Origin of the sequence: Nonomuraea sp. NPDC049400, from assembly GCF_044466425.1 — a bacterium.
Classification (GTDB): Bacteria; Actinomycetota; Actinomycetes; order Streptosporangiales; family Streptosporangiaceae; genus Nonomuraea.
The window spans coordinates 133,291-156,312 of the sequence record NZ_JBITMP010000009.1 but is presented as its reverse complement, the minus strand read 5'-3'; the positions used below and the strand labels follow the sequence as shown (position 1 = coordinate 156,312).

Genomic DNA, 23,022 nt, shown 5'->3' with positions numbered 1-23,022 from the left:
ATGGAAGCTCCGCAGTACGTCGCGGCCCGCGTCCAGCAGGCGCTGGCCGAGGACGGACGCACGCACGAGCTCGGAATCCGCGTCGACATACGAGGTGACCAGTTGTTCCTGCGCGGCCAGGTGAGCGGCGCCGGGCAGCGCGAGCGGCTGGGTCAGGTGGCGCACGAAGCCGCGCCCGAGCTCCACTTGCACAACGAGATCAAGGTCGTGGAGGCCAGGGAACCGGGGGAGGATGAGCGTCTTGACTGACCTGCGCATCGCGGCCGTCGGAGACATCCACCTGGGCGAGGACGACCGAGGCCAGTACCGGAAGAATTTGGGGGCCATCGAGGAACGCGCGGACGTATTGATGCTGGCGGGAGACCTGACCAGGCACGGCACGCTGGAGGAGGGCCGGGTCGTGGCCGACGAGCTGCGCGACCTGCCGATCCCCGTCGTCGCGGTGCTCGGCAACCACGACTACCACTCCGACCTGCAGTACGAGATCGCCGGCGAGCTACGCGACGCCGGCGTCGTCGTGCTGGACGACGACGGCGCCGTCCTCCAGTGCGGTGACAGGAAGCTGGGCGTGGTCGGCGGGAAGGGGTTCGGCGGCGGGTACGCGGGCAAGTGCGCCAGCGAGTTCGGCGAGCGCGAGATCAAGAACTTCGTCGCCCACACCCGCTACATCGCCGAGTCGTGGAAGGTCGCGCTGAAGGAGATCGTGGCCGAGAAGCGCGTGGTGTTGTCGCACTACTCCCCGATCAAGGAGACGCTGGAGGGCGAGCCGCCCGAGATCTACCCCTTCCTGGGCAGCTACCTGCTGGCGGAGGCGGTCGACACGGCGGGCGCCGACCTGATCCTGCACGGGCACGCGCACAAGGGCAGTGAGAAGGGCATGACGCCGGGCGGCATCAGGGTGCGTAACGTCGCGCTGCCGGTGCTCGGGCGGGCCTACGCGGTCTACTGCCTCGACTGCGAGAGCGGCTTCTAGAGGACCCTCGCGGCCAGCAGGCAGATGTCGTCCTCGGCGTTCTCCCCGCCCAGCCGCTTGAGCAGGCAGTCGATGATCTCCGCCGGATCCTCACCGGCACACTGGTGCGCGGCCTGGAGCAGCGCCTCCATGCCGCTCTCCAGGTCCTGCTCGCGCCGCTCGACGATCCCGTCGGTGTAGAGCAGCAGGACGTCGCCGGGCTCGAGCCGGGTGGTGGTCAGGCCGTACTCGGCGGCGTCGAACGCCCCCAGCATCGTCCCCGCCGCCCCCTGCACCAGCGCGGCGTGGTCGTTCCTGATCAGCACGGGCGGCGGGTGCCCGGCGTTCGTCCAGGCGTAGGTGTGCTCCTCAGGGTCGAAGTGGCCGATGATCGCGGTGCCGGTCACGGTGATGCCCTCGCTGGAGTGCACGATGAGATCGTTCAGCCAGGTGGTGAGCCGGCCCGCGTGGGCTCCCGTGTAGGCCAGCCCGGCCAGGCCAGAGCGCATCTGGAGCATGATGCTGGCCGCGGTCAGCCCGTGTCCCATCGCGTCCCCGATCGCCAGCAGCACGCGGCCGTCGGGCATGAGGCGGGCCTTGAACCAGTCGCCGCCGAGCCGGGCCAGCTGCTCGCCGGGCAGGTAACGCACGCAGACGGTCAGCCCGGGCAGGTGGATGAGGCCGCGGCGGATCGGCATGATCGTGTTCTGCAGCTGGACGGTGACCCGGTGCTCCTCCTCGGCCCGCTTGCGCTGCGAGTGGGCCTGTTCGTGCGCCACCGCCAGGGCGCGCTCCCTGCGGCGGTTCTTGGTCACGTCCTGGGTCAGGCAGCGCACCTTGACCGGCAGGCCGTCGGCGTCGAGTATCGGCTCGCTGAACACGCTGAGATGGCGCACCCCGTGCCGGTGCTGGATCCTGAACTCGGTCTCGACCGCCTCCCTGAACTCCAGCAGGGAGTGCATCATGTCCTCGATGATCGGCAGGTCCTCGGGCACGACGGCGCCGGGCAGCTCCTCCAGCGACATCGGCCCGTCGTCGCGGTCGCGGCCGAACATCTCATACATCTGGGGTGTCCACAGCGTGCGCTCGGTGGCCAGGTTCCACTCGCCCCAGCCCAGCTCCGCCAGGCGCTGGGCGCGTTCCCAGCCGGAGACCAGGAGCTCCTCGTCGTCGAGCGTGCGCCAGCTCACCAGCAGCCCGTCGTTCACGCGTGACGCGCGCACGCTCAGCGTGGCAGGCCAGAGCAGGTAGTCCATCACCTCCACGTACTCCAGGGGCTGCCGGTGCACCGCCTCGCCGGTCTCGTACACGACGATGTAGTCGTCGAGCAGCCCGCAGCTGGCCACGCCTGGGGTGGCCGTCATGAGCCGGTGCCCCGCCAGCTCGCCGGCGGGGCACCCCGTCACGGTCCTGGCGTGCCGGTTGGCCGCCAGGATGCGGAAGTCCACCACGCGGCCCAGAGAGTCTTTGACGGGTGTGAGGTAGAGGGCCGAGGCGTGGACGGCTTCCAGCATCCCGTGTATCCAGGCGGGCACGGCGAGCGCCAGCGTCTCCTCCTCCCGCGGGCGCTCGATGCCCTTGGCGACCTCGATCAGGTCGAGCCCGCTGTGCTGCGCCATCCGGGCGAGCTGCGCGGCGGCTTCGCCCGGGCGTATGTTGAGCCGCGCCGCGAGCCGGGCGGTCGCCTCGTCGAGTATGGCCTCGTTGCGCATGCGGTGCCGCAGCCGCGCGAGCTGTTCACGTACTCTCGCCGAGGCCGCGCCCGTTTCGAAGCGGCTGAACGGCGGATATTTGCTCACACGCTCCCCATGCCCTGGGGAGCGGCGAACTTACACATTGAAGATGCTTACCCCACCAGGTCCGACGAGGAATCCGAGTACGATGAGCACGATCCCCCACAGGAGGTCGCGCCTGGCCAGGATCACGTAGATCCCGGAAATGACGAGTATTACCGCGATGATCCAGAGCAAAGTAGCCATAGACCTGAAGCTGCCCTCAGGATGAGTTACATAACATGTTTTTCCCCTGCCTAAGGGGCAGGGAAATTCCCATGACGACCTTCGGTTATTTCCTGTCCTGTGAGGAGCACGGCCCCAAAGAGCTGGTGCGGCAGGCCAAGGCCGCCGAGCGCGCCGGCTTCGAGGCCCTCTGGATATCCGATCACTTCCACCCGTGGCTGGACGAGCAGGGGCAGGCTCCGTTCGTCTGGTCCGTCATCGGCGCGGTGGCCGAGGCCACGTCTCTGCCGATCACCACCGCCGTGACCTGCCCGCTCGTTCGCACGCACCCCGCGATCATCGCCCAGGCGGCGGCCACCACGGCGGCGCTGACCGGCGGCCGCTTCCGGCTCGGCGTCGGCACCGGCGAGGCGCTCAACGAGCACGTCATCGACTCCCGCTGGCCCCCGCTCGACGAGCGGCTGGAGATGCTGGAGGAGGCGGTCGGCCTCATACGTGAGCTGTTCACCGGCAAGCTGGTCACGCACAGGGGCCACCACTACCGCGTCGACACCGCGAGGCTCTACACGCTGCCCGGCGAACCCCCGCCCATCTACATGTCGGGGTTCGGCCAGAAGTCCATCCAGGTCGCCGGGCGAATCGCGGACGGGTACATCACGACCGCGCCGGACGCCGACTCCATACAGGCGTTCCACGCCGCGGGCGGCGCGGGCAAGCCGGCGCTGGGCGGGCTCAAGGCCTGCTACGCCGCCGACGAGTCGGCGGCCCGCAAGACCGTGCACCGGCTGTGGCCCACGCAGGGGATCAAGGGCGAGGCCTCGCAGCTCCTGCCGCTGCCGCGGCACTTCGAGCAGCTCGCGCAGACGGTGACCGAGGACGAGGCCGTGAACGGCAGCCCGGTCGGGCCCGACCCCGACGTCCACGTGCGGGCCGTCCAGCAGTACGTGGACGCGGGCTTCGACGAGGTCTACGTCAACCAGATCGGGGAGGAGCAGGACGCGTTCTTCGACTTCTACGCGCGCGAGGTGCTGCCGCGGGTCCGCTAGCGGCGCCCGTCAGCCGGCCGACTTCATGAGCTTGGCGTAGGCGAGCTGCATCCAGTCCGAGATCGCCACCGCGGTCATCGTCGCGCCCACGAGCCGGGTGACCTTGGGGGAGAGCACGAGCCCCGCGGCGTACGCGGTGGCCACCCACTGGGCCAGGCAGAACGGGCAGGCCAGCAGCTCACCCACCGGGCCGCGCGGCGCCTCGTTCACCTCGGCGGGGCCGCCGTCCCCCTCGTACCGGGTGAACGGCGCGCGGAGCGGACTGGTGACGGGGTCCTTCGACAGCCGCCGCGACACCTTGTGCGTGCACGCCGCCATGAGGAGCAGGTCCATCACGCCGACGCGATCGGGGACCCGCCGCCCTGCCAGCATCGTCGCCGCCGCGGCGACCACGACCGTGCCGCCGTAGGCGGCGAGGATGCGGGCGTACCCGTCGAGCGGCCGGTCATGTTCGCCCTCATAGTTCTGTTCGGTCTTCTGGAGGATTTCGGTCATACTTCCTGGCGCTACCCTCAGGTAACGCTGTCCAACGTCTAGTTGACGATCGTTTGGGTAGCCCGAAAACATGACTAGCCACGGCCACGCGGTCACCGACGCCATCCTCGACACGCTCAAGCGTGCCAGCTCCGGGCTGAAGGATGCCGGAGTGAAGTTCGCGCTGGCCGGTGGGTGCGCCGCGTACGCGAGGGGCGCCGCGCCGTCGTTGCACGACGTGGACTTCGTGCTCACGGAGCATGATGTGCCGGCCGCGCTTGAAGCGCTGCGCGAGCTGGGCTTCCAGACGGCGAAGCCGCCGGAGGACTGGCTCGTCAAGGCGTATGACGAGGGGCGCCTGGTAGACCTGATCTACCGGGTGTCCGACCTGCCGATCACCGACGAGCTGCTCGACCGCGCCGAGCCGCTCAAGGCCTCCGCGGTGATCGTGCCCGTACTGGAGGCCACCGACCTGGTCATCACGTGGCTGCTGCCGCTGTCGGAGCACGCCTGCGACTACGGAGCGCTGCTGGCCCAGGTGCGCGCGCTGCGCGAGCAGGTCGACTGGCCGCGCGTGGCAGCCGTGCTCCAGGACTCGCCGTACGCGATGACCTTCCTCACGCTGCTGGAGCGGCTGGACGTGCTGAAGGGGCCGATCGAGCCGCTGGGCGATCCCAAGTGGCCGTGAGACACGGCGGAGGGCCGCGCCCTTCGCGGGCGCGGCCCTCCTTTCACGGCACTGGAGTCACCGCGGCAGGCGGCCGTAGTAGTCGCCTATCCGCGATCGGTACTCGGGCTCCTTGAACGTGCCTTCGTCGAACTCGGGCGCGGCCTTGATCTCGGCCTTGGTGCGCGCCACGTACAGATCGCGCTCCTGAGGGTCGATGCTCGTGATGACCTGTGCCGGGAGCATGACCTTCTTACCGAAGATCCACGGGCCGGTGTCGACGATGATGTAGCTCTCGCCGACCTCGTAGGTCGCCTCGTCGACGGTCCCGATCTTTCCGTCGGTCGCCTGGACGTGGTAGCCGATGAGGTCCAGGGGCTGGCCGCGGTCGTAGACGTCAGGTCGATAGTTCCAGAGCTCCATGGGGGCTCTCTCCCTCTCTTCTTCCGTCTTTCTCGGGCACACTCCCGCTACCCGGACAGGGCCGGGTAAACCACTCGCAAAGTGCTCGTCGTCCGGCGGCCCGGGTCGGTCCTCGGCTACGATCCCGGTCACGAGCCGGTGAAGGGGGGCGGGATGAGCCTCGCCAACGAGTACGAGTGGGTTCCTCCCGGGGTCGATCCGACGCGGCCGAGCGTGGCGCGCGTGCACGACGCCCTGCTCGGCGGCATGGAGAACTTCGCCTCCGACCGCGCGGTGGCGCGCAAGCTCAAGGACGCGGTGCCCGAGGTGGTGGACCTCGTCTGGTGCAACCGGTCCTTCGTCGGCAGGGTGGTGGACTTCCTCATCCGCGAGACCGGGATCAGGCAGATCATCGACCTGGGCGCCGGGCTGCCCACGGTGGAGAACACCCATGAGGTGGCCCAGTTCGCCGACCCCAGGTCCAGGGTGGTCTACGTCGACATCGATCCCATGGTGGAGCTGCACGCCCGTGCCCTGCTCAACGGCAACCCGTACACCGGCGCCATCACCGCCGACGTCCGCGACGTGGACGCCGTGCTCGGCCACCCGACGCTGCGCCGCCTGATCGACCTGTCGCAGCCCACCGCGATCCTGATCGTCGGCGTGCTCCACCTCTTCCCGGACCGTGAGGACCCGCACGGGCTGGTCAGGCGGTACATGTCCGCGCTGCCGAAGGGCAGCTACCTCGCCGCCTCCAACATGCTGGCCTCGGCCAACCCCAAGGCCAAGGCCCTGGAGGCGATGCTCCAGGCCACCATGGGCACCGGCTATTTCCGCGACCGGGAGTCCGTCACCGCGTTCTTCGACGGGTTGGTGCTGATGGAGCCCGGAGTGGTGCACTTTCCCGAATGGCATCCCGACGAGCGCATCCCCGGTCCGCTCGCGACCTGGGAGGAACTGCTGCTGGGCGGAGTGGCCAGAAAGCCCTGAGCGCGCCGGCACGCGGAGCGCTAGGGTTGGGCCCGTGCCGCGACGTTTGATCTGCTCCCCGCCCGCCGCCCGATAGCGGGCGGCATTTCCTGAAATTTCCGGGTCTGAGCGATCCGGGGGTGGTTGCTGCCCGCACACCGGGCCCATTCCAACCACTCCATCCGGAGCACTCCTGTCATGACCCATGTCTCCGCCCGGCGGGGCGCCCTTTACGTGTCCGTGGCCGCGACCGCCTGGGGCACGGGCGGCGCCGCCGGCTCGCTGCTCTTCCAGACCGGCGGCCTCGGCCCCGCCGGCGTCTCCCTGTGGCGCTACCTCCTCGGCGCCGCCTTCCTCCTCGTCCTCACCCGCCGTCCGATCGTCATCAACGGACGGCTCCTGCTGGTGGGGGCCGGAATGGCCGTCTACCAGACGGCGTACTTCGCCGCGATCGCCCACTCGGGCGTGGCCGTCGCGACCGTGGTGACGATGGGCGCCACGCCCGTCTTCACCGCCCTGGGCAGCCGCTTCCTCCTTCGCGAGCCGCTCGGCCGCGTCGCCCGCACCGCCCTCGCCGCGGCCCTGGCCGGGCTCGTCCTCCTCACCGGCGAGACCGCACTGCTGTCGCGCCCGTCATCGGTCGCCGGCATCGGCTTCGCGCTGGCCTCGGCCGCCGGATACGCCGGCGTCACGCTCTACTCCAGGCGGCACAAGGACGACGATCCGCAGAGTGTGGCGATCGGCGGGTTCGTGGTCGGCGCGGTGTGCCTGGCGCCGTTCGCGCTGGTGGAAGGGGTGGTGCCGGACGTGAGCGCGGCGTCGGTGTCGCTGCTGCTCTATCTGGGCGCGGTGCCGACCGCCCTCGCCTACGGGCTGTTCTTCAGCGCGCTCACCGTGCTGCGCGCGACCACGGTGTCGATCATCTCGCTCGGCGAGGCGGTGGGCGCGGCGCTGCTCGGCGTGGTGCTGCTCGGCGAGACGCTCACACCTCTCGCCTGGTCGGGGTGCGCGCTGCTGCTGGCGGCCGTCGGGGTTCTCGCCGTACGCACTGAATCCGGGTGACTCGGGCGCGAGCGATGTGACGGCACAGCGCGCCGGATGAGTTAAGGTCCGGTACGGCGACGCTTGCCGTATCGTCGCTCGCTCCCCTCCCTTGAAAGAGGGACTCCCTAAAAAAGAGGGAACGGTGTCGGCGAAGCGTGCGTTGGAGGAACTGTGGCCTCAATAAAGGGAATTCTCAGGAACCTCCTGGATCGTCCAGGCGGGGTGCCCCTGACCCCTTATCTCAAGGTCGTCAAGGCGGCGAACGATCGTGCCGAACGGGTGCGCGAGCTTGACGAGTTGCCCGAGCCTGCAATGGACGATCTGGCCGAGTTCTGTGCCGTCGCGCGGGAGGCCGCCGACAGGACGCTGGGGCTGCGGCCGTACGACGTGCAGTTGCTCGGCACGCTGGCCCTCCTCGACGGGAAGGTCGCCGAGATGGCCACCGGCGAGGGCAAGACGCTCTCCGGCGCCATGGCGGCGGCGGGCTACGCGTTGCAGGGCAAGCGGGTCCACGTGATCTCGGTGAACGACTATCTGGCCAGGCGCGACGCCGAGTGGATGGGGCCGTTCTACGAGGCGCTCGGCGTCAGCGTGGGCTGGATCGGACAGAACTCCACGCCGGACGAGCGGCGCGAGGCGTACGCGAAGGACGTCACGTACGGGCCCGTCAGCGAGATCGGGTTCGACGTGCTGCGTGACCGGCTCCGCACCGACGCGAGCGAGATCATCGTGCCCGCGCCCGAGGCCGCCCTGATCGACGAGGCCGACTCCGTGCTCGTCGACGAGGCCCGCGTGCCGCTCGTGATGGCCGGCTCGACCGATCCGGGTAACGCGGTGCCGGAGATGGCGGCGCTGGTCAGGCAGCTCGTCCGCGGCTACCACTACGAGATCGACGAGCAGGCCCGCAACGTCTACCTCACCCCCAAGGGCGCCGACAGCGTGGAGAACCTCCTCGGTGTCGAGCTCTACGACGAGCACGAGCCGGGCACGCTCATCGAGCTCAACCTGGCCCTGCACGCCCACGCCCTGCTCGCCCGCGACGTCGACTACATCGTGCGCGACGGCAAGGTCCAGCTGATCAACCCGTCGCGTGGCCGGGTGGCGCTGCTCCAGCGCTGGCCCGACGGCCTGCAGGCGGCCGTGGAGGCCAAGGAGGCGCTGCCGCCGAGCGAGAAGGGCGAGATCCTCGACTCGATCACCGTTCAGGGCCTGATCCGCCGCTACCCGCAGATCTGCGGCATGACCGGCACGGCTGTGGCCGTCAGCGAGCAGCTCGGCGAGTTCTACGACCTCAAGGTCGCGGTCATCCCGTCCAACCGCCCGTGCGTGCGCGAGGACGAGCCGGACCGCATCTACCCGACCGTGCCCGACAAGGACGCCGCGCTGGTCGAGGAGATCCAGGAGGCCCACGCCACCGGCCGGCCCATCCTCATCGGCACGCTCGACGTCGCCGAGTCGGAAAATCTCGCCAAGCTGCTCCAGCGCCGCGGCATGGAGCCGGTCGTGCTCAACGCCAAGAACGACGCGGAAGAGGCGGCGATCATCGCCAGGGCCGGCGAGCGCGACGCCATCACCGTCTCCACCCAGATGGCCGGGCGCGGCACCGACATCCGCCTGGGGGAGGGCGTCGCCGAGCTGGGCGGCCTGTACGTGATCGGCTCGGGCCGCCACGCCAGCAGCCGCCTCGACGACCAGCTCCGCGGCCGGGCCGGCCGCCAGGGCGACCCGGGCGGCTCGGTCTTCTTCGTCAGCATGCAGGACGACCTGATCACGCAGTTCGTCTCCGACGAGCGCCCGCCCGCCGCGGACGCGGACGGCATCGTCCGCCACCGGCGCGGCGCGTACCTCGTCGGCCACGCCCAGCGCGTCGCCGAGGGCGTCAACCTGGAGATCCACCGCAACACCTGGCGCTACACCCGCCTGCTGGAGCACCAGCGCGAGCTGATCCTGGAGTGGCGCGACAAGGTCCTGCGCGGCGACGCCGCCGCCAAGGCCCTGTCCTCGGCGGACCCGGAGCGCTGGGAGTCCCTGCCGGAGGACACCAGGGACGAGACGGCCCGCCAGATCGTCCTGCACGCCATCGACCGCTGCTGGACCGAGCACCTGGCGTTCCTGACTGACCTCCGCGAGGGCATCCACCTGCGCGCGCTTGGCCGGATGAGCCCGATCGACGAGTTCCACCGGGAGGCGGTGGCGGAGTACAAGTCGCTGCTCGCGGAGGTGGAACGGCGCTCGCTGGAGTCCTTCGAGGCCCCCGAGCCGGACCTGAAGCGGCCGACGGCGACATGGACGTACCTGGTGCAGGACAACCCGTTCGGCACGGAGTGGGACCGGATTCTCAAGCGCGTCAAGACGGCCACCCGGCGCGGCTAGCCGTACCTGACAGAAGATGGCAGGTACGCCTGGAAGGCTGGACTCATGACGACGAAGGCGAAGCTCCTGGCGTTCACCATTGACTGCGCGGAGCCCAAGAAACTGGCCGAGTTCTACCACCAGGTCACCGGGTGGGACATCCAATACTCGGAGGACGAGTACGCGGCCATCGGGGACGAGACGAGGAGCATCTACTTCGGCCGGGTCCCCGACCGCAAGCCGGTGACGTGGCCGAGCCCGGACAAGCAGTTCCACCTGGACTTCAGGGTGCCGGACGTGGAGCAGGCGGCGGCTGAATACATCGCGTTGGGGGCCACGAGGCCCGAGTTCCAGCCGGGGGTCACGGAGGATGGTGTGCGCTGGATCGTCCTGCAGGACCCTGAGGGCCACGCGTTCTGCGTCTGCCCCGAGCAGTCCTGACCCATGGCCGCCACGGCGTCCGCCGGTCGGGTCGGGGCGGCCATATGGAACAAGAGGCCACATGTACGTCCCGGTCGGGAGCCTTTCTCGGCCGAATGATCCACCTAAAGTATGATTCGCGCGCTTTGCTTGGCCCATAAGCTAGAGCAATGCTCTTGGAAGGATCCATGCCCCTGCGTGGGCGACGATGACCTGGGTCGGCCTGGTAATCGCCCTCGTGGGAGCGCTCGGGTACGCGCTCGGCGCGGCCCTGCAACAGTACGAGGCAGTGGCAGAGGGCGCCTCGCTGAAGCTGGTCAGACGGCCTCGCTGGTGGATCGGCGGCATTATCGGCTTCACGGGCGCCTGCCTGCACGCCGTGGCACTCAGTTTCGCCCCGCTGGTGGCCGTCCAGCCGATCAGCGTCGCCACGCTGGTGTTCGCCGTGCCGCTGGCCGCGTTCATGTACGGGCGCAAGCCCTACAGAGCGGAGATCATCGGCTCGATCGCGGTGGCGGTCGGCCTGCTCTGGCTCATGCTCCTGGTTCCGCAGCACAACGTGACGCCCAGGTTGAGCGACGGCGCCGCGCTCGGGTTCCTGGCCGTGATCGGGCTGATCGTCCTGGTCACCCAGCTGCTCGCGACCCGCGTCCACGGCCCGAGCCGGGCGCTGCTGCTGGCGGTCGGCGCGGGTGTGGTGACGGCGAGCGTGTCCACGTTCGTGCGGGTGGTCGGCGGCGGCATGCAGGGGGACTGGGGGCGGTTGCTCCACTGGTTCACGCTCGCCGTGCCCGTGCTGCTGGTCTGCGCGGTGGTGCTGCTGCAGCGCTCCTACGCGGTGGGATACTTCGGCATCGCGTACGCCGGCGTACAGGTCATCGACCCCATCACCTCGGTCCTCGCCGGCGCGGTCCTGCTCGGCGAACCCCTGCCGGCCGGCCCCTCCACCGCGATCCCCGCCATCCTGGCCAGCGCCCTCACCATCGGCGGCACGATCACCCTCGGCCGCCTCGCCCCCGACCACTCCCGCCCGGTCCCGGTGGAGGTCAAGCCGGAGCCGCGCCCGGTGTCGGCGACCTCCGAGGTCAGCTGACCTCCCCCTCCACCGCTCGCCGCCGCGTCTCGGCAGCCTGCGCTCGCCCTCACGTCCTGAAGATGTGGAGGCCTGAGCTCCCTGCGACGCGCCTGCCCTCCACCAGCGAAACCGAACGCCGCGCCGTCGGCACGCAAGCCGCGCGGCCGCGACGTGCTCAGCTCCTGGGTGATGCCGTGCGCAGCCGATGTGTCCCCGGTGTGCGACCAGTGGTCTGCGGGTGGTGGGTGCGGGCGCGCGTCCCCGTGTTGAACGGCCGAACGGTCCTAGCGGTCCGAGCGAGTCAGGCGGGCCCGGTGCTCCGGCCACTCCTCGTCGAGGATGCCGAAGCAGACCGTGTCGCGCCAGGTGCCGTCCGGCCTCTTGCGGTGCCGTCGCAGCGTCCCTTCATGCAGGCCGCCGATCCGCTTGATGGCGTTCTGCGACCTGAGGTTGAGGTGGTCGGTCTTGAGCAGGACCCGGTTGTAGCCGAGCCCGAAGGCATGGTCGATGAGCAGGAGCTTGCAGTTCGTGTTCACGGCCGTACGCCACACCGCCCGGCCGTACCACGTCCAGCCGATCTCGACGCTCTCGTCGAAGCCCGGCACGTCGCCGTACGTGGTCCAGCCCACGGCCCGCCCGCTCTCCTTGACCACCACGGCGAAGGGAACGTGCTTGTCGTCCGACACCAGGCCGAGGGCGATCTTCGCCAGCTCGTCCTCGGAGCGCGGCGCGGGGACGGACAGCCAGCGCCAGACCTCCTCGTCCCCGCCACCGACGGCGAACAGGTCGGGAATGTGATCAAGGGCGAGCGGCTCGAGCCGGACGACGTCGTTCTCGAGCACTGCGGGCGCAGGCAGCTTCGTGGTCATGGCAGCAACCCTAGGGAGCGCACGGAGTCACGATTATGGCCACATGCCGGTTTTTGCGGAGAACCACCTGTCGACACTCATACCGGCCGGTCGGTAGGGTCACAGGCATGGACTTCGCCTTTGACACGGTCACCGAGGACCTGCGCGAACGACTGCTGAGCTTCATGGACGAATGCGTCTATCCCGCCGAGCCCGCCTTCGAGGAGCAGGCAGCGACCAGCGGCTGGAGCCCCCCGCCGCTGATGGCCGACCTGAAGGACGAGGCCAGGAAGCGCGGGCTCTGGAACCTGTTCCTCCCCGGCGAGCACGGCGCCGGGTTGACGAACCTCCAGTACGCGCCGCTGGCGGAGATCATGGGCCGGAGTCCCACCATCGCCCCGACGGCCACCAACTGCGCCGCGCCGGACACCGGGAACATGGAGGTCCTGTCCATGTTCGGCAGCGAGTGGCAGCGCAAGGAGTGGCTGCAGCCGCTGCTCGACGGGGAGATCCGCTCCGCGTTCGCGATGACCGAGCCCGACGTGGCCTCCTCCGACGCCACGAACATCGCCACCTCCATCGTCCGTGACGGCGGCGAGTACGTCATCAACGGCCGCAAGTGGTTCATCTCCGGCGCGATGAACCCCAACTGCAAGATCTTCATCGTCATGGGCAAGACGAACCCTGACGCGCCCAAGCACCGCCAGCAGAGCATGGTCCTGGTGCCGCGCGACACGCCCGGGCTGCACATCAAGCGCGGCATGCACGTGTTCGGCTACACCGACGCCGACCACGGCGGCCACGCGGAGATCGAGTTCGCGGACGTGCGCGTGCCCGTCGAGAACCTGATCGGCGAGGAGGGCGGCGGCTTCGCCATCGCGCAGGCCAGGCTCGGCCCCGGGCGCATCCACCACTGCATGCGCCTGATCGGCATGGCCGAGCGCGCCGTGGAGCTCATGTGCAGGCGCGCGCTGGAGAGGACCACGTTCGGCAAGCCCGTCGCCCAGCAGGGCGTGGTGCAGGACTGGATCGCCGAGTCGCGCATCAAGATCGAGCAGCTGCGCCTGCTCGTGCTCAAGACCGCCTGGCTCATGGACACGGTGGGCAACCAGGGCGCGCACACCGAGATCCAGGCCATCAAGATCTCCACCCCGAAGACCGTGGAGTGGATCCTCGACAAGGCCATCCAGGTGCACGGCGCGGGCGGCGTCTCCCAGGACTTCCCGCTCGCGGGGCTCTGGGCGGGCGCCCGCTCCCTGCGCTTCGCGGACGGCCCCGACGAGGTGCACAAGCGGTCTCTGGCCCACCGGGAGCTGAAAAAGTGGATGTGAACATCAAGGAGCGGGTTGCGGCGTTCCTCGCGGAGTACGACCCGGACGGAGATCGGCTGGAGTTCCTGCGGGCCAGGTTCGACGCGGGGCTGGCCTGGGTGTGGTTCCCCGAAGGGCTCGGCGGGCTGGGCGCGCCGCGGGAGCTGCAGCAGGCCGTGGAGCGGGAGCTGGCCGGCACGCCGCAGATCAACTCCGGCGTTCAGGGCATCGGGCTGGGGATGGCCGCGCCGACGATCCTGGCGTTCGGTACGGAGGACCAGAAACGCCGTTTTCTCCGGCCGTTGTGGACGGGGGAGGAGATCTGGTGCCAGCTCTTCAGCGAGCCCGGCGCCGGATCCGATCTGGCCACGCTCGCGACCCGCGCCGTCAGGGACGGGGACGAATGGGTCGTCGATGGCCAGAAGGTGTGGACGTCCGGTGCCCATCACGCCAGGTGGGCCATCCTCGTCGCGCGTACCGACCCGGACGTGCCGAAGCACCGCGGCATGACGTACTTCGTCTGCGACATGCACGCGCCGGGCGTCGAGGTGCGGCCGCTGCGGCAGATCACCGGTGAGGCCGAGTTCAACGAGGTCTTCCTGACCGGCGTGCGGCTCCCCGACGACCTGCGCCTCGGCGAGGTCGGAGACGGCTGGCGGGTCGCGCAGACCACGCTGATGAACGAGCGCGTCGCCATCGGGGGCGCTCCCGTGCGGCGCGGCGGCGGCATGGTCGGGGTCGTGCTCGACTCCTGGCGCGCGCACCCGGAGCTGCGCACCCACGACCTGCACCAGCGGCTGCTGTCGCTCTGGGTCGAGTCCGAGGTCACCCGCCTTTCCGGGGTACGGCTGCGCGAGCAGCTCGCGGCGGGCGAGCCGGGGCCCGAGGGGTCCGGGATGAAGCTGTCGTTCGCCAGGCTCAATCAGGCGCTGTCCGGCTTCGAGGTGGAGTTCGGGCGCGACCTGGGCTATGACGACTGGACGTTCCGCCGTTCGGAGGACGTCGACTTCTACGGCCGCGGCCCGGGTTACCGCTACCTGCGGGCCAAGGGCAACTCGATCGAGGGCGGCACCTCCGAGATCCTGCGCAACATCATCTCCGAGCGGGTGCTCGGCCTGCCCTCAGAGCCCCGCGTCGACAAGGACGTGCCCTGGAAGGACCTGCCGCGATGAGCCTTCTTTACTCAGAGGTCGAGGAGGAGCTGAGGGCCGCGGTGCGCGGGCTGCTCGCCGACCGGTGCCCGCCCTCCGCCGTGCTCAAGCGGATCGAGTCCGAGCCCTACGACCTGGACCTGTGGAAGACGCTGGCCGGTGAGATCGGGGTGGCGGGGCTGCTCATTCCCGAGGAGCACGGCGGTGCCGGGGCGTCGGCCAGCGAGGCGGCCGTCGTGCTGGAGGAGCTCGGCAGGGGAGTGGCGCCGGTGCCGTTCTTCACCAGCTCCGTGCTGGCCACGTACGCGCTGCTGCCGACCGGGGACGCCCTGCTCGGGGAGCTGGCGGAGGGCAGGAGGACCGCCGCGCTCGCTGTGCCGTTCGCGGCGAACCCGTACCGGACCGGAGCATCCGTGCGGGCGGAGGGCGGGCGGCTGACCGGGACCGTCGCCGGCGTGGCCGGGGCGGACGTGGCCGACGTGCTGCTGGCGCCCGTCGGCGGCCGGCTCTACGCCGTGGAGGAGGGCGCGAGCGTCCAGGTGGTGCCGTCGCTCGACCTGACCAGGCCGGGCGCGACCGTCACCTTCGACCGCACTCCGGCCCGCGACGTGGGGGAGTGCGACCTCGCGGCGGTGCTGAGGTCAGGGGCGGGCCTGCTCGCGTCGGAGCAGCTCGGGGTGGCCGAATGGTGCCTCGACGCGACGCTCGTGTACGTCAAGGAGCGTCACCAGTTCGCCCGGCCGGTCGGCTCCTTCCAGGCGATCAAGCACCGGCTGGCCGACCTGTGGCTGGACGTGGTCAGGGCCAGGGCCGCCGCCAGGAGTGCCGCGACCGACGGCTCGGCGATCTCCGTGGCCGTGGCCCAGTCGTGGAACGCGGGCGTGGCCGTGCACGCCGCGGAAGAGGCCCTGCAGCTGCACGGAGGGATCGGGATGACGTGGGAGCACCCCGTACATCTCTATCTCAAGCGCGCGAAAGCCTCGGAGATCGCGCTGGGCACGCCCGGCGACCACCGTGCGGCGCTGGCCTCACTTGTCGACGTGCCCGGCCCCGAGTGAGGTGAGCAGCAGGTCGGCGAAGTGTTTGCCCACCTGGGCGCCGGTCAGCGGGCCCGCCGCGTGGAACCACGTGCCCAGGTGGTGCACCGAGCCGAAGAAGTAGTCGACGACCAGCTCCGCCGGCACGCGGTCGCTGAAGACGCCCGCGCGCTGCCCCTCGGCCACGAGCTCGCGGAAGCGCTCGTGGTAGCGGCGGCGCTCGGCGCGTACGGTCTTCTGGGTCTCCGGGGCGAGCAGGTGCATCGACCTGAAGAAGATCTTGGAGTCGTCGAGGTTCGCGGCCGTGGTCTCCACGACGTCGGCCGCGGCCCTGTACAGGCGCTGCCGCACGTCGCCCGGCCCGTCGGCGATCCGCGTCAGCCGCTCCATCTGCATGCGGAGGACCCGGGCGTAGATCTCGTGCAGCAGGTCGTCCTTGGAGTCGAAGTAGTGGTACATGGCGCCCTTGGTGACGCCGGCCGCCACGACGATCTCCTGAACGGAGGCGCCCTCGAAGCCGCGCTCCGCGAACAGGCGGGTCGCCTCCGCGAGCAACCGCTGCCTGACCGGTTCCTCTTTCACTTCGTCCCCCTTGGTCACCGCCTTAGCATACCGACTGGTCGGTTGAGGTCATTTGCTGGTCTTGCGGGTACTAATTACGTCACCTTAGGCTCGCCTTGGTTGGGAGGCGGGTATCTCTTGACCGGCGAGGGATCTTCGGCGTGGCAGATCCTGGAAGACATCTACACATTCGGGGAGTTTGCCGTGCCCGGTGGCTCTATCTACGTGCAGCCAGACGAGAAGTACACAGGGTCATCCCCGCAGTGGTGGTACGAGAAGTTCTGGCGGGAGGACGCCCCCAGCCGGCGCAGGTCCAGGTACGTCAAGGCCGCTGTGGGATTCGTGATCGGGGTCGCGCTCGCGCTGAGGTTCGACCTCACCGGAGCGTCCCCCCTTTTCGGCCTGCTCATGGCCGGGATCGTGGCCGCAGGCGACTGGTACCTCGGCTGGCGTTCCTTCCACGCGACTGCGGTCTGGCGCGGCGCGCGGCGCGGTGAGGCGATCACCGGGAGGATGTTGCGCAGGTCGCTGGGCCGTCTCGGCTACAGCGTGCTCGACGGACGGGCCATCCGCGGCCAGGCCTCCATCGACCACCTGGTGATCGGCCCTGCCGGCGTGTGGATCATCGACAACGAGTCCTGGAGTCCGGACACCGAGATCGCCTGCTACGGCGGGCGGCTGTTCTTCGGCGAGAAGTACGGCAGCAAGACCGCCAAGCCGCTGGTGGAGGCCGCCGAGGCGTTCGCCGAGCTGCTCACCCGCGAGACGCGCATCCCGGTGACGATCACGCCCATGCTCGCCGTCCACTGCGGGCTGCTGCCCAAGGGCGGCATCGTGGTCGCCGAGGGGCTCATGCTGCTCAAGCCGCGGCTCGCGGCCAAGGTGATCAAGGCGGCCGACGGGGTCGTGCTCAACGAGGAGCAGATCGAGTTGCTGGCCCGCACCGCGGCCAGGGAGCTCCAGCGCACCTGACGCCGGGCGCCGTGCGCCGCGCGCTGTTCGACTGGCGCCGTGCTCTGCCGGCGCCGTGCGTTCAGGCGAGCGTCTCGATGAAGGCGGTGAGCTGGGCGACGTTGCGGCATTCGTACATCGGGACGACGGCGCCGTACTCGCTCGCGACCGAGTCTCCCGTGTCCCACTGCGCCTTCGGCTCCGGGTTGAGCCAGTACGCGTGGCGCGAGCGGGCCACGAGCGACTTCAGCACGTCCAGGGCGGGCGACTGGTAGTTGGAGCGGGCGTCGCCCAGGATCAGCAGCGAGGTCTTGGGGCCGATGGCGTCGCCGTACCGTTCGGCGAAGCGCTCCAGCGAGTGCCCGTAGTTCGTGCGGCCGAAGCGCACCATGTCGGCCTCGTTCGCCAGCCTTGTCATGGCCTCGACCACGTCGGCGCCCGGGACGAAGAATCTGGTGATCTCATCCACCGTGTCCACGAACCCGAACGCGCGCACCTTGGTGAACTGCTCTCTGAGCGCGTACGTGAGCAGCAGCGTGAAGTGCGCGAACGACGAGACCGAGTCGCTGGCGTCACAGAGGATGACCAGCTCGGGCCTGTGCGGGCGCGGGGGCCGGAAGTGGGTGGTCAGCGGCACGCCGCCGCTCTGCAGCGAGGCCCGTACGGTCCTGCGGAAGTCGAGCCGGCCGCGCCTGCCCTTCCGCTGCTTGATCGTCAGGCGCGTGGCCAGGCGCCTGGCCAGCGGATGCACCTCCCGGCGCAGCCGGGCCAGGTCGGCCTTGGTGATGCGGAGGAAGTCGATCTGGTCGAGCGGTGGGCGTACGGCGGAGCGGGCGATGCGCTCGATGCCCGAGTCCTCGGCGATGCGGCGGCGCACGTCGGTTGCCACGGCGTCCGCGAAGCGCCTGGTGTTGTCGTGGACGCGCCTGCGTACGTTCTTCTCGGCCAGACCGCCGCGCTCCTGGCCCTGCAGGACGTTCTGGAGGATGCGGGCCATCAGCGTCTCAGGGGAGAGGGCGCGCATGACGCTGTAGGAGAACCAGTTCTGCCGCCCTGGGCTCGTCGTGGGCTGGCGGCCGAAGCGCCCGACCATGGCCTGGGCGAACTCGCGCATCTCCTGGTCGGTGCCGCCGGTCAGGAGCCGGGCGAGGTGGTCGCGGAGCTCCTCGACCGTGGCCGTTTCCAGATTTATCGGCCTATCCGTGCGCTGGGCGTACATGCCGGACGTCGACGCCGGGAACCACAGGTCGAACAGCACGTCGAACCCCGGCCGGTACGCGGGCTTCTTGACCAGCGTGGCCGCGTAAGCGGCACGCAGCGACTCCCGATCGCTCAGCTCGATGACCCGCAGCGCGTGCGCGGCGTCCAGCCCCTCGGCCACCGAGACCGGTATCCCGGCCTCGCGCAGCGCCCGCACGAACCCGACATGCCTATCGATCAGCGACATCCGGCAGCCCCAGCTCCTTGACCGCCCGCGCCTGGTCGGAGGCGTGCTTGAGCACCACGCCCAGCGTGCCCGCCACGGTGGCCTCGTCCAGCTCCTCCCGCCCGAGCGCCAGCAGCGTGTTCGCCCAGTCCACGGTCTCGGCCACCGACGGCGCCTTCTTCAGCTCGAGCGCCCGGAGCGTCGCGACCGTCCTGGCGAGCCGCTCTGCCAGGTCGGCCCGGATGCCCGGCACCTGGCTGAGCACGATGTCCCGCTCCCGCTCGGGGGTGGGGTATTCGAGGTGCAGGTAGAGGCAGCGCCGCTTGAGCGCCTCCGACAGCTCTCGGGTGGCGTTGGAGGTGAGCACCACGTACGGCCGGCGCGTCGCGACGATGGTCCCCAGCTCCGGAATCGTCACCTGGAAGTCGGACAGCAGCTCGAGCAGCAGCCCTTCGACCTCGACGTCGGCCTTGTCGGTCTCGTCGATGAGCAGCACGGTCGGCTCCGCGGCCCTGATCGCCTTGAGCAGCGGCCGCTCCAGCAGGAACTCCTCGGAGAAGATGTCGTCGTCGGCGCTCGTGGCCTGGATCCTGAGCAGCTGCTTCTTGTAGTTCCACTCGTACAGCGCCCTGGCCTCGTCGAGGCCCTCGTAACACTGCAGCCTGACCAGCTCGGCCCCGGTCGCCAGCGCCACCGCCTTGGCCAGCTGCGTCTTGCCGACTCCCGCCGGGCCTTCGACCAGCAGCGGCTTTCCCAGCGCCGCGGCCAGGAACACCGAGGTGGAGATGGCGTCGTCGGAGAGGTAGTCCACGGCGGCCAGCCGCTCCGTCACCTCGGCGGGAGAGTCGAACATCGATGATCCTGTCTTCCGGGGGCGGAACTTTATTCTAGCCGGACGGGCCCGCCTGATACCGATTCGACCAGGATGGGGATCACCGGTATATTCCTCTCTGCAAGCGCCGCTAGCTCAGTTGGTCAGAGCAGCTGACTCTTAATCAGCGGGTCCGGGGTTCGAGTCCCTGGCGGCGCACAGCACGAAACCCCAGCTCGCTTCACCGGGCTGGGGTTTCTTCGTTCGGCGCCCCGTCCTAATCCTTCAGGCCCGCGCTGAGGTCGGCGTTCATCACGTACTTCTGGAAGATCAGATAGATCACGACCAGGGGGATCATGGACAGGACCGATGCCCCGAGCAGCACCGACCAGTTGACGTTCTCCGCGCCCACGATGCTCGCGACGCCGATCTGCAGGGTGAACTCGTTCGGGTCGTTGAGGATCACGAGGGGCCAGATGTAGTCGTTCCACCGCCACTGGAACGACATGATGGCGAGGGTCAAGATGATCGGCCGGGAGAGCGGGAGCATGATCCGGACGAAGGTCGACAGTTCGCCGCTGCCGTCGAGGCGGGCCGCGTCCAGCAGGTCGCGCGGCACGCTCAGGAAGAACTGGCGGAACAGGAAGGTGCCCGTCGCTGTGATGACCGAGGGTGCCACGACGCCGGCGAGACTGTTGTACAGGCCCAGGTCGCGGACGATGAGGAAGAGGGGGGAGAGGATGACCTCGCCCGGCAGCATCGTGGTGGCCAGGACGCAGATGGTGAACGCCCGCAGCCACCAGTTGGTGTACTTCGCCAGGGCGTACCCGCAGGTCGCGCTCGTCACGATGGTGATGAGGGTCGCGGACACGGCCACGATGAGGGTGTTGCCGAAGTAGCGGCTGAAGTCGAAGCTCGTCCAGGCCTGGGTGAAGCCGGAGATGGTCGGCTGCTTCGGGAAGATGGTCAGCGGATAGGAGAACAGCTCTCCCGCCGGTTTGAAGGAGCTGAGCAGGAACCACAGGACGGGAATGCCGTACAGGGCGACCATGAACCACAGGGCCGCCGTCGCCCAGACCTTCTTGGGCAGCAGGTTGTCCATCTCAGGATTCCTTCCGGCGGTTGATGACCAACTGCACGACTGCGATGACCATGAGGAGCAGCATGAGCACGAAGGACGCCGCGCTCGCGTAACCGATCTGGGCGCGGCGGAAGCCGGTCGTGAAGATGTACTGGATGAGGAGGTTGTTCTCGGTGCCCGGACCTCCGGCGTTGACCGCTTGGACGAGCGCGTACTCCTTCATCGAGTGCAGGGTGGTGAGCAGGATCACGATGAAGGACGTGGGCGCGATCGAGGGCAGCGTGATGTTGCGGAACTTGGCCCACGAGCCCGCGCCGTCCAGGGACGCGGCTTCGTAGTACGCGGCCGGTACGTTCTTGATGGCCGCGACGAACATCAGCATGTTGACCGCGGTGTTGCCCCAGGCCGCGGCGATGATCACGATGATCAGGGACAGGTCCGCGTTGGACTGCCACGGCACCGCCTCGCCGCCGAGCGCGATGATGACGTAGTTGACGAGCCCGAAGTTCTCACCGAAGATCCAGCGCCAGATGACACCGGCGATGATCGGGGAGATGAGCCAGGGCACGAAGAAGATCACCCGCGCGACCGGCTTGCCACGGCTGTACGGGTTGACGATCAGCACGGCCGCGCTCAGCGAGGCGACGTACGTCAGCGGGACGACGGCCGCCGTGAAGATCACGGTACGGACCAGCGCCGCGTAGAACGCCTCGTCGTTCAGCAGCCGCTGGTAGTTGTCCAGACCCACGAACGGCGCCGAGCCGACGCCCGTGTAGCTGGTGAAGGAGTACCCCAGGCCGATGACGGCCGGCCAGAGGAAGAAGAGCAGGAACAGGGCGAGATTGGACGAGATGAGCAGCAGGGGTGCCAGGGTGTAGCGGTCATGCCGCCGGGTCCGTAGGCGGGACCACCACTGCGATGCGGTCCGGGCCGGCGTCTCGTCGGCGCGCCCCGCCGATTGCGGCACACTCTCCGCCATTTGCGCTCTCCTCCTTCTTCCGCGTTCTGCAGGGCTCGGCCCGCCGGCGCAGGGGAAGCGCCGGCGGGCCGTACGATCAGCTGATCTGCTGGTTGAGTCCCGACACGATGTTGTCGACGGTCTTCTTGATGTCCTGCTGACCGTTGATCAGCTTGGCCATCTCGTCCTTGGTCGGGTCTTCCTGGATGGACTTACCGGCGAGCAGGAGCTTCGCCCCGCTCTGGTGTCCATAGGACGAGATCGGGTCCGCCAGCTCGATCTCCTTGAGGTAGAGCTGGAAGGCGTCGAGGGCGGCCTTGTTCTTGAACGGGTAGTTCAGCGTGAGACCGGACTCCACCGGCAGGTAGCCGTTGACCTGCGCGAGCTTCGTGTAGTTCGCCGGCTGGAAGATGTAGTCCACCCACTTCTTGGCGGGCTCGGCCTTGTCGCCGTTGTTGAAGGCGACCACCTTGCCGCCGAGGTTGATGTCGGTGGCGTGGATGGTTCCCACCGGCGTCGGCGCGCCGGCCCAGTCGAAGTTCGTGATGCTCTCCGCGAAGTCGGCCACCTGCCAGACGCCGGAGAAGTACGCGACGACCTGGCCGCTCTTGAACAGGGCGTTCGGGTCGGCGCCCGCGCCCCAGACCGACTTCGGCATGACCTTGTCGTCGTTCAGCGAGGCGAACTTCGTCAGCGCCTGCACGGTGGCGTCGTCGGGGGTGGCGTACTTGTTGTCCGCGCCGAGCTGGAAGCCCTTGCCGCCATGGCCGTAGATGAAGGCCCTGATGCGCGCGGGGGACTGGTCGTAGACCAGGTCGTACTTGGCGCCCGTGGCGGTGCGGACCTTCGTGGCGGCGGCCAGGAACTCGTCCCAGGTCCAGGCCTGGTTCGGGTCGGCGGGAATCTTGACCTTGGCCTTTTCGAACAGGGTCTTGTTGACGAACAGCCCGGCAGCCGTCAGGTCGGAGGGGATGCAGAGGACCTTGCCGTCCTGGACGGTGAGCAGGTCTTTGTTGATCTTGTTGGCCGGGGCGTTCGCCGTCGCGGCGAGGTCCTGGAGCTGGTTGATCCAGATGGTGTCGAGCGAGGGCACGCTGGCCGCGTCGGGCAGGGAGTTGGCCTGCGCTGCCTGGCGCAGCTTGTCCTGGTAGCCGTCGTAGGGGACGTTGACGATCTCGACCTTGACGCCCTCCTTGGCTTCGAACTCCTTGGCCAGGTCGTGGTAGCCCTGCGCCTGCGCCGCGCTCGCCGAGAGCCAGAAGGTGATGCTCTTGGCGCCGGAGCCACCGCCCGAGCCCCCGTCGGAGCTCGAACCGCATGCGGTGAGGGCGAGCGCCGCGGCGACGGTCACTGGCAGCCAGCGCCAGCGCATGAGTCGTCCCCGGGTTGTCGCAGAAGTCGTCATGGCGTCTCCTCGAACGTCGTCTGCCTGTGGCGTCGGACGGTAACGGGAAAGCGTTTGCCGAGTCAATAGTCAGGACATAAGGACTTAAGATCTCCTGACATATGCACATTAGGATGAAGCGAAC

24 protein-coding genes and 1 tRNA gene are annotated in these 23,022 nt (G+C 69.1%); 14 read left to right on the top strand and 11 right to left on the bottom strand.

All coding sequences use genetic code 11. From position 1 onward, the window contains the following. Both ACIBVN_RS16080 and ACIBVN_RS16075 read left to right on the top strand, forming a co-directional pair. Positions 1 to 249 carry a BON domain-containing protein gene (locus ACIBVN_RS16080; RefSeq protein ID WP_349455202.1) on the top strand — a complete coding sequence of 83 codons (249 nt, stop codon included), beginning with the start codon at positions 1 to 3 and terminating at the stop codon, positions 247 to 249. Continuing rightward, the gene (locus ACIBVN_RS16075; RefSeq protein WP_397136918.1) at positions 233 to 973 is read left to right on the top strand and encodes a metallophosphoesterase; all 741 of its coding nucleotides are present in this window, start codon (positions 233 to 235) and stop codon (positions 971 to 973) included. Before ACIBVN_RS16080 ends, ACIBVN_RS16075 begins: the two co-directional genes overlap by 17 nt. Here ACIBVN_RS16075 and ACIBVN_RS16070 read toward each other — a convergent pair. After that, complete coding sequence (locus ACIBVN_RS16070) at positions 970 to 2,751, bottom strand: SpoIIE family protein phosphatase (RefSeq protein WP_397136916.1); 1,782 nt, start codon at positions 2,749 to 2,751, stop codon at positions 970 to 972. The genes ACIBVN_RS16075 and ACIBVN_RS16070 overlap by 4 nt on opposite strands. 30 nt (positions 2,752 to 2,781) lie before the next feature. Then, entirely contained in the window at positions 2,782 to 2,931 is a 150-nt protein-coding gene (locus ACIBVN_RS16065; RefSeq protein WP_165959640.1) for a GPGG-motif small membrane protein, read from the bottom strand. Positions 2,932 to 3,002: 71 nt separating this feature from the next. Here ACIBVN_RS16065 and ACIBVN_RS16060 point away from each other — a divergent pair, with 71 nt between their 5' ends. Next, positions 3,003 to 3,956, top strand: a complete 954-nt coding sequence (locus tag ACIBVN_RS16060) for a TIGR03557 family F420-dependent LLM class oxidoreductase (RefSeq protein WP_397136914.1) — start codon at positions 3,003 to 3,005, stop codon at positions 3,954 to 3,956. Positions 3,957 to 3,965: 9 nt separating this feature from the next. Here ACIBVN_RS16060 and ACIBVN_RS16055 read toward each other — a convergent pair whose 3' ends face one another. Further along, positions 3,966 to 4,451 carry a DUF1360 domain-containing protein gene (locus ACIBVN_RS16055; RefSeq protein ID WP_397136912.1) on the bottom strand — a complete coding sequence of 162 codons (486 nt, stop codon included), beginning with the start codon at positions 4,449 to 4,451 and terminating at the stop codon, positions 3,966 to 3,968. Between the two features lie 70 nt (positions 4,452 to 4,521). Between ACIBVN_RS16055 and ACIBVN_RS16050 the strand changes: the two genes are divergently transcribed. Beyond that, on the top strand, positions 4,522 to 5,118 hold the full coding sequence (locus ACIBVN_RS16050; protein WP_349455209.1) for a nucleotidyltransferase: 597 nt from the start codon (positions 4,522 to 4,524) through the stop codon (positions 5,116 to 5,118). A gap of 57 nt (positions 5,119 to 5,175) precedes the next feature. On the opposite strand, the gene ACIBVN_RS16045 is transcribed toward ACIBVN_RS16050, so the two are convergent. Further along, entirely contained in the window at positions 5,176 to 5,520 is a 345-nt protein-coding gene (locus ACIBVN_RS16045) for a PRC-barrel domain-containing protein (RefSeq protein WP_397136910.1), read from the bottom strand. Positions 5,521 to 5,673: 153 nt separating this feature from the next. On the opposite strand from ACIBVN_RS16045, the gene ACIBVN_RS16040 reads away from it, so the two are divergent. The 5 genes from ACIBVN_RS16040 to ACIBVN_RS16020 all read left to right on the top strand — a co-directional run bounded on the left by ACIBVN_RS16040 (position 5,674) and on the right by ACIBVN_RS16020 (position 11,377). Beyond that, positions 5,674 to 6,489 carry an SAM-dependent methyltransferase gene (locus ACIBVN_RS16040; RefSeq protein WP_397136908.1) on the top strand — a complete coding sequence of 272 codons (816 nt, stop codon included), beginning with the start codon at positions 5,674 to 5,676 and terminating at the stop codon, positions 6,487 to 6,489. Between the two features lie 177 nt (positions 6,490 to 6,666). Then, complete coding sequence (locus ACIBVN_RS16035; protein ID WP_397136906.1) at positions 6,667 to 7,530, top strand: DMT family transporter; 864 nt, start codon at positions 6,667 to 6,669, stop codon at positions 7,528 to 7,530. 204 nt (positions 7,531 to 7,734) lie between these two features. Continuing rightward, positions 7,735 to 9,885 carry an accessory Sec system translocase SecA2 gene (gene secA2 / locus ACIBVN_RS16030; RefSeq protein WP_397136904.1) on the top strand — a complete coding sequence of 717 codons (2,151 nt, stop codon included), beginning with the start codon at positions 7,735 to 7,737 and terminating at the stop codon, positions 9,883 to 9,885. 45 nt (positions 9,886 to 9,930) lie between these two features. Then, positions 9,931 to 10,305, top strand: a complete 375-nt coding sequence (locus ACIBVN_RS16025) for a VOC family protein (protein ID WP_397136902.1) — start codon at positions 9,931 to 9,933, stop codon at positions 10,303 to 10,305. Between the two features lie 187 nt (positions 10,306 to 10,492). Beyond that, on the top strand, positions 10,493 to 11,377 hold the full coding sequence (locus ACIBVN_RS16020; RefSeq protein WP_397136900.1) for a DMT family transporter: 885 nt from the start codon (positions 10,493 to 10,495) through the stop codon (positions 11,375 to 11,377). A 266-nt stretch (positions 11,378 to 11,643) separates the two neighbouring features. Here the strand turns inward: ACIBVN_RS16020 and ACIBVN_RS16015 are convergent, their stop codons facing one another. After that, positions 11,644 to 12,228: a GNAT family N-acetyltransferase gene (locus ACIBVN_RS16015; protein ID WP_397136898.1), complete on the bottom strand. Its 585-nt coding sequence runs from the start codon at positions 12,226 to 12,228 to the stop codon at positions 11,644 to 11,646. Between the two features lie 107 nt (positions 12,229 to 12,335). Here ACIBVN_RS16015 and ACIBVN_RS16010 point away from each other — a divergent pair, with 107 nt between their 5' ends. The 3 genes from ACIBVN_RS16010 to ACIBVN_RS16000 are packed head-to-tail and all read left to right on the top strand — an operon-like array spanning position 12,336 to position 15,726. Continuing rightward, positions 12,336 to 13,538, top strand: a complete 1,203-nt coding sequence (locus ACIBVN_RS16010; RefSeq protein WP_397136896.1) for an acyl-CoA dehydrogenase family protein — start codon at positions 12,336 to 12,338, stop codon at positions 13,536 to 13,538. Then, positions 13,529 to 14,689, top strand: coding sequence for an acyl-CoA dehydrogenase family protein (locus ACIBVN_RS16005; protein ID WP_397136894.1), 1,161 nt, complete (start codon positions 13,529 to 13,531; stop codon positions 14,687 to 14,689). Before ACIBVN_RS16010 ends, ACIBVN_RS16005 begins: the two co-directional genes overlap by 10 nt. Further along, positions 14,686 to 15,726: an acyl-CoA dehydrogenase family protein gene (locus ACIBVN_RS16000; RefSeq protein ID WP_397136892.1), complete on the top strand. Its 1,041-nt coding sequence runs from the start codon at positions 14,686 to 14,688 to the stop codon at positions 15,724 to 15,726. Before ACIBVN_RS16005 ends, ACIBVN_RS16000 begins: the two co-directional genes overlap by 4 nt. Here the strand turns inward: ACIBVN_RS16000 and ACIBVN_RS15995 are convergent. Then, the gene (locus ACIBVN_RS15995; RefSeq protein WP_397136890.1) at positions 15,697 to 16,305 is read right to left on the bottom strand and encodes a TetR/AcrR family transcriptional regulator; all 609 of its coding nucleotides are present in this window, start codon (positions 16,303 to 16,305) and stop codon (positions 15,697 to 15,699) included. The genes ACIBVN_RS16000 and ACIBVN_RS15995 overlap by 30 nt on opposite strands. A gap of 165 nt (positions 16,306 to 16,470) precedes the next feature. On the opposite strand from ACIBVN_RS15995, the gene ACIBVN_RS15990 reads away from it, so the two are divergent. Beyond that, a complete protein-coding gene (locus ACIBVN_RS15990) occupies positions 16,471 to 17,238 on the top strand; it encodes a nuclease-related domain-containing protein (RefSeq protein ID WP_397136888.1) in 768 nt (255 codons plus the stop codon). A gap of 61 nt (positions 17,239 to 17,299) precedes the next feature. Here ACIBVN_RS15990 and ACIBVN_RS15985 read toward each other — a convergent pair whose 3' ends face one another. Beyond that, on the bottom strand, positions 17,300 to 18,664 hold the full coding sequence (locus ACIBVN_RS15985; protein ID WP_397136886.1) for a VWA domain-containing protein: 1,365 nt from the start codon (positions 18,662 to 18,664) through the stop codon (positions 17,300 to 17,302). Further along, positions 18,648 to 19,496, bottom strand: coding sequence for an AAA family ATPase (locus ACIBVN_RS15980; protein ID WP_397136884.1), 849 nt, complete (start codon positions 19,494 to 19,496; stop codon positions 18,648 to 18,650). The genes ACIBVN_RS15985 and ACIBVN_RS15980 overlap by 17 nt, the downstream gene beginning before the upstream one ends. 103 nt (positions 19,497 to 19,599) lie before the next feature. Here ACIBVN_RS15980 and ACIBVN_RS15975 point away from each other — a divergent pair. Beyond that, positions 19,600 to 19,673 (top strand) — tRNA-Lys (locus ACIBVN_RS15975). A 58-nt stretch (positions 19,674 to 19,731) separates the two neighbouring features. On the opposite strand, the gene ACIBVN_RS15970 is transcribed toward ACIBVN_RS15975, so the two are convergent. The 3 genes from ACIBVN_RS15970 to ACIBVN_RS15960 form a co-directional block, all read right to left on the bottom strand. After that, positions 19,732 to 20,556: a carbohydrate ABC transporter permease gene (locus ACIBVN_RS15970; RefSeq protein WP_397136882.1), complete on the bottom strand. Its 825-nt coding sequence runs from the start codon at positions 20,554 to 20,556 to the stop codon at positions 19,732 to 19,734. Between the two features lies 1 nt (position 20,557). Further along, positions 20,558 to 21,514 (bottom strand): carbohydrate ABC transporter permease, encoded by a 957-nt coding sequence (locus tag ACIBVN_RS15965; RefSeq protein ID WP_397136880.1) that lies wholly within the window; start codon positions 21,512 to 21,514, stop codon positions 20,558 to 20,560. A gap of 76 nt (positions 21,515 to 21,590) precedes the next feature. Next, a complete protein-coding gene (locus tag ACIBVN_RS15960; RefSeq protein ID WP_397136878.1) occupies positions 21,591 to 22,898 on the bottom strand; it encodes an extracellular solute-binding protein in 1,308 nt (435 codons plus the stop codon). Positions 22,899 to 23,022: the final 124 nt, after the last annotated feature.